The 11,839-nt window shown below is 72.7% G+C and carries 12 protein-coding genes and 1 pseudogene; 10 read left to right on the top strand and 3 right to left on the bottom strand.

Features of this window, described 5'->3' with window-relative positions; translation table 11 throughout:
• Positions 1-135 precede the first annotated feature (135 nt).
• From BR98_RS32605 to BR98_RS32585, 5 genes are read left to right on the top strand one after another with little or no spacing between them, the layout of a single operon-like run.
• Entirely contained in the window at positions 136-867 is a 732-nt protein-coding gene (locus tag BR98_RS32605; RefSeq protein ID WP_232247776.1) for an EI24 domain-containing protein, read from the top strand.
• Positions 864-1,679 (top strand): GNAT family N-acetyltransferase, encoded by an 816-nt coding sequence (locus tag BR98_RS32600; RefSeq protein ID WP_035850611.1) that lies wholly within the window; start codon positions 864-866, stop codon positions 1,677-1,679. Before BR98_RS32605 ends, BR98_RS32600 begins: the two co-directional genes overlap by 4 nt.
• 35 nt (positions 1,680-1,714) lie before the next feature.
• Positions 1,715-2,986 (top strand): sensor histidine kinase, encoded by a 1,272-nt coding sequence (locus BR98_RS32595; protein ID WP_035850609.1) that lies wholly within the window; start codon positions 1,715-1,717, stop codon positions 2,984-2,986.
• A complete protein-coding gene (locus BR98_RS32590) occupies positions 2,983-3,669 on the top strand; it encodes a response regulator transcription factor (protein WP_232247775.1) in 687 nt (228 codons plus the stop codon). The genes BR98_RS32595 and BR98_RS32590 overlap by 4 nt, the downstream gene beginning before the upstream one ends.
• A 56-nt stretch (positions 3,670-3,725) precedes the next feature.
• Positions 3,726-4,373 carry a Pr6Pr family membrane protein gene (locus tag BR98_RS32585; RefSeq protein ID WP_035850606.1) on the top strand — a complete coding sequence of 216 codons (648 nt, stop codon included), beginning with the start codon at positions 3,726-3,728 and terminating at the stop codon, positions 4,371-4,373.
• A gap of 49 nt (positions 4,374-4,422) precedes the next feature.
• Here the strand turns inward: BR98_RS32585 and BR98_RS32580 are convergent, their stop codons facing one another.
• The gene (locus BR98_RS32580; protein WP_035850599.1) at positions 4,423-4,791 is read right to left on the bottom strand and encodes a hypothetical protein; all 369 of its coding nucleotides are present in this window, start codon (positions 4,789-4,791) and stop codon (positions 4,423-4,425) included.
• A gap of 2 nt (positions 4,792-4,793) precedes the next feature.
• Positions 4,794-5,021, bottom strand: coding sequence for a hypothetical protein (locus BR98_RS32575; protein ID WP_035850591.1), 228 nt, complete (start codon positions 5,019-5,021; stop codon positions 4,794-4,796).
• An 84-nt stretch (positions 5,022-5,105) separates the two neighbouring features.
• On the opposite strand from BR98_RS32575, the gene BR98_RS32570 reads away from it, so the two are divergent.
• Both BR98_RS32570 and BR98_RS32565 read left to right on the top strand, forming a co-directional pair.
• Entirely contained in the window at positions 5,106-5,651 is a 546-nt protein-coding gene (locus BR98_RS32570; RefSeq protein ID WP_232247770.1) for a SigE family RNA polymerase sigma factor, read from the top strand.
• A 69-nt stretch (positions 5,652-5,720) separates the two neighbouring features.
• Positions 5,721-7,022, top strand: a complete 1,302-nt coding sequence (locus BR98_RS32565) for a hypothetical protein (RefSeq protein WP_157538022.1) — start codon at positions 5,721-5,723, stop codon at positions 7,020-7,022.
• Positions 7,023-7,056: 34 nt separating this feature from the next.
• Here BR98_RS32565 and BR98_RS32560 read toward each other — a convergent pair whose 3' ends face one another.
• The gene (locus BR98_RS32560) at positions 7,057-8,667 is read right to left on the bottom strand and encodes an ABC-F family ATP-binding cassette domain-containing protein (protein ID WP_051970633.1); all 1,611 of its coding nucleotides are present in this window, start codon (positions 8,665-8,667) and stop codon (positions 7,057-7,059) included.
• Between the two features lie 444 nt (positions 8,668-9,111).
• Between BR98_RS32560 and BR98_RS32555 the strand changes: the two genes are divergently transcribed.
• From BR98_RS32555 to BR98_RS32545, 3 genes and pseudogenes are all read left to right on the top strand, one after another.
• Complete coding sequence (locus BR98_RS32555; protein WP_035850589.1) at positions 9,112-10,749, top strand: ABC-F family ATP-binding cassette domain-containing protein; 1,638 nt, start codon at positions 9,112-9,114, stop codon at positions 10,747-10,749.
• A 29-nt stretch (positions 10,750-10,778) separates the two neighbouring features.
• Positions 10,779-11,173, top strand: a pseudogene (locus BR98_RS32550) (nitroreductase family protein).
• 54 nt (positions 11,174-11,227) lie between these two features.
• A complete protein-coding gene (locus BR98_RS32545; RefSeq protein WP_051970629.1) occupies positions 11,228-11,827 on the top strand; it encodes a GNAT family N-acetyltransferase in 600 nt (199 codons plus the stop codon).
• The last annotated feature ends 12 nt before the right edge of the window (positions 11,828-11,839 follow it).

The following is an 11,839-nucleotide window of genomic DNA, read 5'->3' as shown; positions in this document are numbered from 1 at the left end:
GGAGCTGTAACACTGGGGATGGTATGCCGGTGACTCGCCAGTAACAAGGGTGGCACCGACACGAGTGCCGATAACCTGACGCGCATGACAGACCTGGTGGCGGGCGTGGCGGGACTTTGGCGGGGACAGCGGTGGGTGGCACGGAACCCACGCTGGTGGGCGTTCGGGCTGCTGCCCGCGCTACTGGCGATGGTGCTGGTCGGGGTGGCGCTGGGCGCGCTGCTCTGGTGGCTCGGCGACCTGGTGAACTGGGCGACGCCGTTCGCCGAGCACTGGTCCCCGGCCTGGCGCCGGACCTTCCGGGACCTGCTCAGCGCGCTGGTGCTGGGCGGCGGCGTGCTGCTCGCCGTGGTGGCCTTCACCGGGCTGACGCTGGCGATCGGGCAGCCCTTCTACGAGCGCCTGGTGCGCGAGGTCACCCCGCCGCCGGCCGATGCGCCGCAGATCGGCATCCTCGACTCCCTGGTCGACGGAGTGAAGGTGGGCCTGCGGGCGGCCGGCTGCGGGGTGGGGCTGTTCCTGCTCGGCTGCGTGCCGGTGCTCGGTCAGCTGCTGGCGCCGGTGCTCGGGGTCCTGGTCGCCGGGTACTTCCTGACCGTGGAACTGACCGCCACCGCCTTCGAACTGCGCGGCGTGCCGCCCCGGGAGCGGCTGCGCGGGCGGCGGATGCTGGCGATCGGCTTCGGTGTGCCGCTGGTGCTGGCCTTCCTGGTGCCGTTCGCCACCGTGCTGCTGATGCCGGGCGCGGTGGCCGGGGCGGCGCTGCTGGTGGCGGCGGAGGACGAGCCGGACCCGGCGGACGAGCCGGAGCAGGGCCGGCCGCCGGTGGAACCGGAGGCAGTGCGGCACGTGGCGGCGCAGGCGTGAGCGAGCAGCTGCTCGCCGCCTACGACCGTGACCTGCGAGGTGGCTTCGAGGACCCCGACACCGTACGGGAGTACGACGGGCCGCTGCTGCGGATCAGCGGCGGGCACCAGGGGTACTTGAGCGGCCCGCCCGACCTCGGGGTGCGCGGCGCCGAGCTGGACGCGCTGATCGCCCGTCAGCTGGCGCACTTCGCGCGGCTCGGGCAGGGCGTGCTGTGGAAGGTGCGCGGGCACGACCGTCCCACCGAGCTGCCCCAACGACTGGCGGCCGCCGGGTTCGTGGCGGGCCGGCAGTCGACGGTGCTGGTGGGGCACGCCGACGAGCTGGCCGGCGAGCCGACGCCCACGGACGGGGTCACGCTGCGCTGGACCAGGGAGGCGGCGGACGCGGAACGTTTCGCGGCGCTGCAGACGGCGATCTGGGGGCAGGACCTCGGGTTCCTGGCCGAGCTGCTGACCGGTCAGCTGGCCGCCCGACCGGACGGCGCCGGGGTGCTGCTGGCGGAGGCGGCGGACGGAACGCTGGTCTCGGCGGCCTGGGTGCTGCTGCGGCCGGGGACGGAGTTCGCGACGCTGCTCGGCGGCTCCACGCTGCCAGAGTGGCGCGGGCGGGGCGTCTACCGGGCGCTGGTCGCGCACCGCGCGCGCTTCGCGCAGCAGCGCGGCCACCGGTACGTCCAGGTGGACGCCTCCCCCGACAGCGCGCCCATCCTGCGCCGCCTCGGCCTCCGCCCGATCACCACCAGCACGCCGTACACCTGGACCCCGCCGCCTCCCCCGGCCGGGGGAGTTCCGCGCCCTCCCGGGGGCTGACGCCCACTCAGCCGGCGCATCGTAGAGTGCTCCGCATGCAGTGGGTGGTGGGGGCGCTGGCGGGGCGGCGGGCCCGGGTGCGGTGGGTGCATCTGGTGCTGGGCGGTGCCCTGTTGATGCCGTTCTGGCTGCTCGCCACGGTGCTGCTCGGCGTGGGCTTCGGCGGCCAGGCCAACAACAACCGGCTGATCGCCCTGCTGATCCAGCTGCTCGCCCTGCCGCTCGCCCTCCCGATGGCGTGGATCGTGGCGCTGCTCCCGGTGGCCCGGGTGCTGGTCAGCACCGCCGCCCGGGCGCTGGCCGGCACCAGCGGCGGCGAGCTGGCCCGTAGCCCCGCCACCAGTTGGGCGGCCCGGCGCCGCACCTCGCACTGGTTCGCCCTGCACCTGCTGCTCGGCGGCGTGGTCAGCGGGATGTCGCTGGCCGTCCCACCGATGGTCGTGACGCTCTGGCTCGCCTCGCTGGGGGTCGGTGGCCCGGGCGGCGACGTGCTGCGCAAGCTCTTCGGCGCCCATCCGCCCGGCGGCCTGCTGCTCGGGCTGCCGCTGGGCCTGGCCCTGCTGGCGCTGCTGTTGACTGCCAGCGCCGGCGCGGGCGCCCTGCTGGCCCACTGCGCGCCGCTGCTGCTCGGGCCGACCCCGGCCGAACGGCTGGCCGCCGCCGAGCGGCGCACCCTGGAACTCGCGCAGCGCAACCGGCTGGCCCGCGAGCTGCACGACTCGGTCGGCCACGCGCTCAGCGCCGTCACCCTGCAGGCCGCCGCGGCCCGCCGGGTGCTGCGCCGCGATCCGGACTTCGCCGAGCAGGCGTTGGAGGCGATCGAGGAGGTGGCCCGTGCGGCGGTCGCCGAACTCGACGCCGTGCTGGGCGTGCTGCGCGAGGACGCGGACCAGCCCGGCGCACCGACCGGGGCGACCGGCCCGACGCTGGCCGCGCTCGGCCTGCTGATCCGTCAGCTCGGCCTGGCCGGCGTCCCGGTGCGCACGGACGCCGGACCGGGCCTGGCCGAGCTGCCCGAACCGCTCTCCCGGGAGGCCTACCGGATCGTGCAGGAGGGCCTGACCAATGTGCTGCGGCACGCCGGCCCGGTGCCGGCCACGCTACGACTCGACCTGACCGAAGGACGGCTGGACATGGAGTTGACCAACCCGATCGGCGCCGACCGGCTCAGCCGCCCGGGTGGCGGGCGCGGGCTGCGCGGAGTGGCCGAGCGGGCCGCCGCGCTGCACGGCGGCTGCGAGAGCGGCCGGACGGCGGACGGCACGAGCTGGCGGCTGGCGGTCTGGCTCCCGGTGGGCACGCCGTGACCGCGACTGGAAACCCGGGCATCCGCGTGGTGATCGCCGACGACGAGCGCCTGGTCCGGCTGGGCCTGCGCGTGGTGCTGGACGCCGAGCCGGACCTGACCGTGGTCGGCGAGGCGGCCAACGGCGCCGAGGTGCTGCCGCTGGTCCGCGAGACCCGCCCCGACGTGGTGCTGATGGACGTCCGGATGCCCGAGTTGGACGGCATCCGGGCCACCGAACTGCTGCTGGCCGCCGGGCTGCCCGAGCCGCCGCGGATCCTGGTGGTGACCACCTTCGAGAACGACGACTACGTCTACCAGGCGCTGCGGGCCGGCGCCGCCGGGTTCCTGCTCAAGCGGGCCCGCGCCGAGGAGATGGTCCAGGCGGTGCGGCTGGTGGCGCACGGCGACTCGCTGCTCTACCCGGCGGCGATCCGCGAGTTGGCCGCCGGCCAGGCCCGCACCGGGCCGGCGGCGCCCGAGGACCGCAAGGACAGCCGGACCGGTCGGCTCACCGACCGGGAGCAGCAGGTACTGCGGCTGATGGCGGTCGGACTGAACAACGGGGAGATCGCCGGCGAGCTGGTGGTCAGCCCGGAGACCGTGAAGACCCATGTGGGGAGCGTGCTGGCCAAACTCGGCGCACGCGACCGGACACAGGCGGTGATCATCGCCTACGAGTCGGGGTTCGTGCTCCCGAAGTGATGCTACCCGCGGGTAGAGTACGGCGACCCGCTCGCACGAAACACCTGGTGACCTGTATGAACGTCTGGACCCGCCCCGCTCTGTGGTGGCGCCTGGCCATCGTCCTCTCCGCCGGGCTCGGGCTGGTCCTGGGCACCGGTTCGCTGGTGTACTTCACCATCGAGAGCAATGTGATCGTGCTCGGCACCTTCGCCGGCGCGGTCTACTGGATGGTCAGGCGCAACACCGTGGACGCGCCCGCGCCCCGACTGCGCGGCGCCGCGACGCTGTACATCCTGATCACCGGGCTGGTCGCGCACATCCTGCTCAACCACGGCGCCAACCCGCTGCCCGGCCTGGCCTCCGGCCCGGACCGGCTGCAGAACTGGTCCTCGTTCCTCCTGCACTACGTGACGCCGGTGATGGTGATCCTGGACTGGCTCTGCTTGAAGCCGCGCAACGCCTCGGCCTGGCGCGACATCCCGCTCTGGCTCACCTTCCCACTGGGCTACGCCGCGCTGACCATGGCCCGCGCCGCGCTCTTCCCGGGCTTCCCCAACAAGTACCCGTACTTCTTCTTCGACCCGAGCGACCGCGGCTACGGCTACGTCTGGCTGCAGATCGCCCAGCTGACGGTGGAGTTCATCGTGCTGGCGACGCTGGTGGTCGGGCTGGACCGACTCGGCACCGCGGTCCGGGCCAAGCTGCGCCCCGCCACCGCCTGACGGAGCTGCCGCCTGACCGAGCACTACCGGCTGACGAGGCGCTACCGGATCAGATCCGCCAGTCGCGGATCCGGTCGGCCGCCGCGAAGATGTCCGCCTTGGTCTCGGCCACGTCCCTGGCCAGTTCGACCAGGGCGCCGTAGGGCGGGTCGATGCCCTCCTTGGCGGCGTGCATGTACGCGGCGGTCGCCATGCAGGCGTAGAGGTTGTTGCGCACCGGCAGTGGGCGCAGCAGCACGATGGTGTGCATCAGCGCGGCGGCGCACCAAGCGGGGTCGGCGTCGTGGCCGAGTTGGGCGGTGTTCACCCGGTGCCGGGCCACGGCGGCCTGCAGCGCGGAGTAGTCACGCACGCTCAGGTCCTCGGGCGAGGCCTGCTCCTGGACGTCGAGGAGCCACCGGATGTCGACGTGCAGCATGCTCAGGCCGCGCTGCGCTTGGCGGCGGGCGTGTCCTCCGGGAAGGCCGCGTCGAACTCCTCCAGGTGCGCGTTCCAGAACGCCACCGCGTGGTTGACGAAGGTTCGGCGCTGCTGCTCGCGCACACTGAGGTCGTGCACGTACGCCTTGACGCTCTTGCCGTCGGCTGCCGCGGCTTCCCTGATCGCGGCCAGTTCCGCCTCGGTGTACTCGATGTTGAGAGCTGGCATGCGGCTCAGGGTACCGGACAGGTACCACCACCGACAGGGCTCTCGAAGAACCGTCCGTCCCCCTGCAACACGACCGTGAACCCAATGCGTTACCGAGGCATGGACCACTCACCGACGACCGATCCGGCGCCCCCAGGCCCGCTCGACTTCCTGGAGTTCGCCGCGGCCCGAGGCGGGCACCTCTACAAGACGGCGTACCTGCTCACCGGTGGTGACTCGCACCTGGCGGAGGACCTCGTGCAGGAGGCACTCAGTCGGATGTTCGTGCGCTGGCGACGCCTGTGCCGGCTGGAGAACCCGGCCGGCTACGCGCAGACGGTGCTGGTCAACACCTTCCTGTCGCTGCGCCGTCGACGCAGCAGCCGCGAGCGGGTGACCGACGAGTTCCCCGACCTCGCCGTCTCCGACACCGACCCGGTCCTGCGTCTGACGATGCTCCAGGCGCTGCAACAGGTCTCCCCGCAGGACCGCGCGGTGCTGGTGCTGCGCTTCTGGGAGGACCGCAGCGTCGAGGAGACCGCGAGCGCCCTGAACCTGAGCTCCACCGCCGTCCGCTCGCGCAGCCACCGCGCGCTGGGCCGGATGCGCGCGATCCTCGGCGACGCCTTCGCCGAGCGCCTGGCGGGCTAGGGCCTGTCCGCCCGTCCCGGCCCACCGCCCCCTCTCTTCTTCGCCTAGAAGCCAAGGAAGCAGATTCCCATGCCTTTTGAGGACGAGTTCAGTCATGCCCTGCGAGTGACCGCCGAGGCCTCTCCACCGCCCGCGGTCGAGCTGCTGGCCGTCGGCGCCCAGCAGCGCGGCAGGCGCAAGAAGCTGCGGCGCGCACTGGTCGCCAGTACGGCGACGATGGCGCTGGTGGCGGGCGGCGGGGTGCTGGTCGCCCAGCTGCGACCGACCGCCTCCGCGCAGGCCGCCGACCCGCCGACTGCGACGAGCAACGGGACCTCCGCAGCGGCCGCGAGCCCGACGGCGGCCACCAGCCCGGTGGCCGCCACCAGCGCCCCGCCGGTCACCACCGAGCAGATGCTCACCCTGCTCAAGCAGCAGCTGCCCCCGGGCACCCGGCTGAGCGACGGCACCGGCCAGGGCGTGACCCCGGACCCCAATGTGAAGGCGGATGGCCCGATGGCGTCCTACACCGTCACCGACAGCCAGGGCCAGGGCCGCGTCATGATCAATCTGCAGCGGGTCCCGACACCGGTGGACCTGAATTTCAAGACGCTGGTCTGCGCCGATCCGGCCCTCCCTACCATCGCCTGCACCCGCACCCAGCTGCCCGGCGGCGCCTACCTGCGCATCACCAAGGACAGCTTCAGGCTGGGTGAGAGCGACCTGCTGGATTGGCGGGCCGAACTGCAGCGCCCGGACGGCATCCTGGTCACCGCGAGCTCGAGCAACTTCTTGACCAATCACACCGATGCCACCCGGGACCAGCCGCCGCTGAGCACCGACCAGCTCGCCGCGCTGGCCCAAGCCCCGGTCTGGCTGGACGCCGCGAGGGGAGTAACGCCCGACCTCGGGTACATCGACGCGACGGCGCACACCTGGCTCCCGCTCCCGCTGGACGACATCCTGCACACCGCCGCCCCGCTGCTGCCGGCCGGCCTCACCGAGCTGGAGCCCGGCGGCGAGCCCTCCTTCGCTCACTTCCTGGTGGACGACGGCGACGGCAGGAGCCTGGTGCGGGTGACGGTGGAGGACTGGAGCGTCTACCAGAAGGGGAAGTTCAACGGCGGCGACATCTCCAACCAGTTCACCGACTCGCCCACGCTGCCGGACGGCAGCAGGATCAACGCCGACACCCAGGACCCGTACGGGCCCTACCCGGACGTGGTGTGCAACGAGGTCTCGGTGCTGCGCCCGGACAAGCTGCTGGTGCGGGTGGACGCCTTCAACGGCACCGACTACAAGGGTTCGGCGACCCGCGACAAGCCCGCCCTGACGCTGGATCAGCTCAAGGCGATCGCGCTCAGCCCGACCTGGCACGGCGCGGCGAAGTAACACCGCGCCGCGCCTGCCGGCCGGCTTGCCTGCGTCACATCGGAGCCACCTGGCGCAGCCCGGACTGGTCCAGCCGCAGCCAGCGGGTGGGTCCGAGACGGCGCAGGAACTCCAGGTCGTGGCTGACCACGACCAACGCGCCGCGGTAGGCCTCCAGTGCTTCGGTGAGCTGGCGCATGCTGGCCAGGTCCAGGTTGTTGCTCGGCTCGTCGAGCAGCAGCAGCTGCGGCGGCGGGTCGGCGAGCAGCAGCGCGGCCAGGGTGGCCCGGAACCGCTCGCCGCCGGAGAGCGTGCCGGCCGGCTGGTCGGCCCGCCCGCCGCGGAACAGGAACCGGGCGAGCCGGGCCCGGGCCTGGTTGTCCCCGATGGTGGGGGCCAGCGCCTTGACGTTGTCCACCACGCTGAGCGAGTCGTCCAGCAGGTCGAGCCGCTGCGGCAGGTAGCGGATCTGCACCGGAGTGGTGAGCTCGCCGGCCGGCGGGCGCAGTTCGCCGGCGATGGTGCGCAGCAGGGTCGTCTTGCCGGCGCCGTTCGGCCCGACCAGGGCGACCCGCTCGGGGCCGCGCAGGTCGAGCTTGACCGTGGCGCCGTACGGGAGCTCGACGTTGTCCATGCTCAACACCGTGCGCCCGGCCGGGACTTCGGTGCGGGGCAGGTCGATCCGGATCTCGGCGTCGTCGCGCACCGCATCCTCGGCGGCGTCCAACCGCTCCCGGGCCTCGGCGAGGCGCTCGGAGTGCATGCCGCGCACCCGGCCCGCGGTGTTCTCGGCCTGGCGCTTCAGCGCCCCGGAGACGATCTTCGGGTCTTTCCGGGCGATGGAGCGCTTCTTGCCGTAGCTTGCGCTGCGGGCGAGGCGCACATTGGCCTCGGTCAGGTCCCGCTGCTGGCGCTGGACGTCGGCCTCGGCCGCCCGCACCATCCGCTCGGCCGCCTCCTGCTCGGCCGCCAGGGCCTGCTCGTAGTCGTCGAAGTTGCCGCCGTAGAAGGTGACCTCGCCGTCCCGCAGGTCGGCGATCTGGTCCATCTGCCGGAGCAGTTCGCGGTCGTGGCTGACGATCACCATGACCCCGGTCCAGTTCGCCACCGCCTCGTAGAGGCGGGCCCGGGCCGCGCGGTCCAGGTTGTTGGTCGGCTCGTCGAGCAGCAGCACGTCCGGGCGCTCCAGCAGCAGGGCCGCCAGCCGCAGCAGCACCGCCTCACCGCCGGAGAGCTCGCCGATGGTGCGGTCCAGGTCGAGCCTGGCCAGGCCCAGCTTGTCGAGGGTGGCCCGGGCCCGCTCCTCGACGTCCCAGTCCTCGCCGATCGCGGCGAAGTGCCGCTCGTCGACGTCGCCGGACTCGATCGCGTGCAGCGCCTCGCGGCGCTCCCGGATGCCGAGCGCCTCGTCCACCCGCAGGGCGGTGTCCAGCGCGAGGTCCTGCGGCAGGTAGCCGACCTCGCCGCCGATCCTGACGCTGCCGCCGGACGGGGTGAGCTCGCCGGCCAGCAACCGCAGCAGGGTGGACTTGCCGGCCCCGTTGAGGCCGATCAGACCGGTCCGGCCGGGGCCGACGGCGAGGTGGAAGCGGTCCAGGACGGGCTTGCCGTCCGGCCACTCGAAGCTGAGGTCGGTGCAGAGGATCGCGGTGGTGGTCGGTGCCATGGTGGCCTCCTGCGGGGTTGCCGGAATGGGAACCAGTGCCGGGTCGGGCAACCTTCGCCCGTCAAGGAGCGGCGGCCGGTGCGTGCTCTCGGCGTGCCGGCCGGAAGTCCTCGTACTGGACGTACTTGGGCTTTCGGCCGGTGCGGCGAGAGTGCGTGCTGGGCGTCGCGACGGGGCGAAGGTTGCCTGACGCGGTACTCGCAACACGGGAGACACCGCGGGGAGGGCGAGGGGGAACGGAAGGCTCCGTACCGAGATCGCAAGGCACACTCCATCGACCGCGCGGGAACTCAGCGCGGGAGCGGTGTCTCAGGACCTCAGTAGAGCAACGGCCTTCTCCTGTTCCGGGCGAAGCGATTTCCGGCGAACCAACGAGAACGAGGCTAGGAGGCGTCCCACGCGGGCGCAAAGCATTTTCCGCCGCCGTCTAGGATCGACCCCATCATGAGTGCCACTCTCGTCACCAAGGACCTCGCCGCCGGCCACGGCGACCGCACCCTCTTCTCCGGCCTCGACCTGGTCGTCGCCCCGGGCGAGGTGACCGGCCTGGTCGGGGTGAACGGTGCCGGCAAGTCGACGCTGCTGCGTCTGCTGGCCGGTCTCGACCGGCCGGAGAGCGGCTCGATCACGCTGAACCCGCCCGCCGCCACCGTCGGTCACCTGCCGCAGGAGCCCGAGCGCCGCCCCGGCGAGTCGGTGCGCGACTTCCTGGCCCGGCGCACCGGGGTGGCCGCCGCCCAGCAGGAGCTGGACTCCGCCACCGAGGGCCTGGTCGAGGGCCGCCCCGGGGCCGACGACGCCTACGCCGACGCGCTGGACCGCTGGCTCAACCTGGGCGGCGCCGATCTGGAGGAGCGGGCCGAGCAGGTCGCCGACTCGCTCGGCCTGACCGTCAGCCTGGACCAGCCGATGACCTCGCTCTCCGGCGGTCAGGCGGCCCGCGCGGGTCTGGCCTCGCTGCTGCTCTCCCGCTACGACGTCTTCCTGCTCGACGAGCCCACCAATGACCTGGACCTGGACGGGCTGGACCGGCTGGAGGCCTTCGTCAAGGGCCTGCGCGCCGGCACCGTGCTGATCAGCCACGACCGCGAGTTCCTGGCCCGCACGGTCACCAGGGTGCTGGAGCTGGACCTGGCCCAGCAGCAGGTCAACCTGTACGGCGGCGGCTACGACGCCTACCTGGAGGAGCGGGCCCGGGCCCGCCGGCACGCCAGGGAGGAGTACGACGAGTACGCCGACACCAGGGCGGGCCTGGAGGCCCGGGCCCGGATGCAGAAGGGCTGGGCGGACAAGGGCGTGCGCAACGCGCTGAAGAAGAGCCCGGACAACGACAAGATCCGCAAGGCCGCCGCGGTCTCCTCCTCGGAGAAGCAGGCCGCCAAGGCCAAGCAGACCCAGCGCATGATCGAACGGCTGGAGGAGGTCGAGGAGCCCCGCAAGGAGTGGGAGCTGCGGATGGAGATCGCCGCCGCCCCGCGTTCCGGCTCGGTGGTGGCGACGCTGCGTCAGGCCATGGTCCGGCGCGGCGAGTTCGGCTTCGGACCGGTGGACCTGCAGATCGACTGGGCGGACCGGGTGGCGATCACCGGAGCCAACGGCGCGGGCAAGTCCACGCTGCTGGCCGCCCTGCTGGGCCGGCTCGAACTCGACTCGGGTCAGGCCAGCTTGGGCTCCGGCGTGGTGATCGGCGAGGTGGACCAGGCGCGCGGGCTGTTCTTCGGCAGCGAGACGCTGCTGGCCGCCTTCGGCGCGGCCGTGCCCGAGCTGAACCCGGCCGATGTGCGCACCCTGCTGGCCAAGTTCGGTCTGAAGGCCGCGCACGTGCTGCGCCCTGCCGACACCCTCTCGCCCGGCGAGCGGACCAGGGCGGCGCTGGCGCTGCTGCAGGCCCGCGGGGTGAACCTGCTGGTGCTGGACGAGCCGACCAACCACCTGGACCTGGTGGCGATCGAGCAGTTGGAGGCGGCGCTGGCCTCGTACACCGGCACCCTGCTGCTGGTGACCCACGACCGCCGGATGCTGGAGGCGGTCTCGGTGAACCGGCGGATCGCGGTGGCGGACGGGAAGTTGACGGAGATTTAGACCACTCGACAGGTCGTCATACTCCGCGTATGACGACCTACCCCGCCGTCCCGCTGCGTCCGATGAGCGTGCCCGCCCACCAGGCCGAGGACCGCGCCAGGACCTTCCACCAGGTGATGGCCCAGCGCCGCACCGTCCGCGACTACGACCGCCGCCCGATCCCCGAGGGCGTGCTGGACTGGGCGATCCGCACCGCCGCCACCGCGCCCAGCGGCGCGCACGTCCAGCCCTGGCGCTTCGTGGTGGTCACCGATCCGGCGCGCAAGCGGCGCCTGCGCGAGGCGGCCGAGGCGGAGGAGAGGTCTGCGAGCGCCCCCTGGAGGAGCGCGCCGCCTATGTGATCCCGGTCGGCTACCCGGCCGACGGCGCACTGGTGCCCGATCTTCACCGCAAGGAACTGGACGAGGTACTGGTGCGCCTCTGAGCGGGCGACGAATTAGCTGGTCAGCGGCGAGAATCAACTGCGATGATACTTGTCATGAACCACACTGCCGACGGCCCTGTCGAAGCCGCGCCGCTGACCAGCTCTCGCCCGCCCGAGTGGCTCGACCTGCCCGACGGCTACATCCTGCGCCGGCGCACCCTGGACGACGCCGCCACGATCAACGAGGTGATCGTCCGCAACATCGCGCACCTGCGCCCGTGGATGGCCTGGGCCGCCAGCACCCCGACCCTGGCGCGCAGCGCCGAGATGACCAAGCGCGGCTGGGAACTCTGGGAGAGCGGCTCGGACTTCATGTACGTGCTCAGCCGGGCCGACCAACCGGCCGGCATCCTGGGCATGTTCGGCCTGCACCGGCGGATCGGCCCGGGCGCCCTGGAGATCGGCTACTGGGTGGACCAGGACCACACCGGCCGCTCGCTGGCCACCAACGGCGCCGCCGCGCTGACCGAGGCCGCCTTCGCGCTCCCCGAGGTCGAGCGGGTGGAGATCCACTGCGACCAGGCGAACGCCGCCAGTGCCGCCGTGCCGCGCAAGCTCGGCTACCGGCTGGACCGGGTGGCCCAGGAGCCGGCCGAGGCCCCCGCCGAGACCGGCCAGAAGCTCATCTGGATCAAGGAGTTGGCCGACCGCTGACACCGATCCGCC

The organism is Kitasatospora azatica KCTC 9699 (assembly GCF_000744785.1).
GTDB lineage: Bacteria > Actinomycetota > Actinomycetes > Streptomycetales > Streptomycetaceae > Kitasatospora > Kitasatospora azatica.
Note: the sequence above shows the minus strand (reverse complement) of the source record. Positions and strands in the feature narration are given on the sequence as shown.

Coding starts and splice junctions, on each gene's coding strand:
- BR98_RS32595 (WP_035850609.1), top strand. CDS start 1,715: ATGCAGTGGGTGGTGGGGGCGCTGGCGGGGCGGCGGGCCCGGGTGCGG.
- BR98_RS32585 (WP_035850606.1), top strand. CDS start 3,726: ATGAACGTCTGGACCCGCCCCGCTCTGTGGTGGCGCCTGGCCATCGTC.
- BR98_RS32580 (WP_035850599.1), bottom strand. CDS start 4,791: ATGCTGCACGTCGACATCCGGTGGCTCCTCGACGTCCAGGAGCAGGCC.
- BR98_RS32575 (WP_035850591.1), bottom strand. CDS start 5,021: ATGCCAGCTCTCAACATCGAGTACACCGAGGCGGAACTGGCCGCGATC.
- BR98_RS32570 (WP_232247770.1), top strand. CDS start 5,106: ATGCGTTACCGAGGCATGGACCACTCACCGACGACCGATCCGGCGCCC.
- BR98_RS32565 (WP_157538022.1), top strand. CDS start 5,721: ATGCCTTTTGAGGACGAGTTCAGTCATGCCCTGCGAGTGACCGCCGAG.
- BR98_RS32560 (WP_051970633.1), bottom strand. CDS start 8,667: ATGGCACCGACCACCACCGCGATCCTCTGCACCGACCTCAGCTTCGAG.
- BR98_RS32555 (WP_035850589.1), top strand. CDS start 9,112: ATGAGTGCCACTCTCGTCACCAAGGACCTCGCCGCCGGCCACGGCGAC.
- BR98_RS32545 (WP_051970629.1), top strand. CDS start 11,228: ATGAACCACACTGCCGACGGCCCTGTCGAAGCCGCGCCGCTGACCAGC.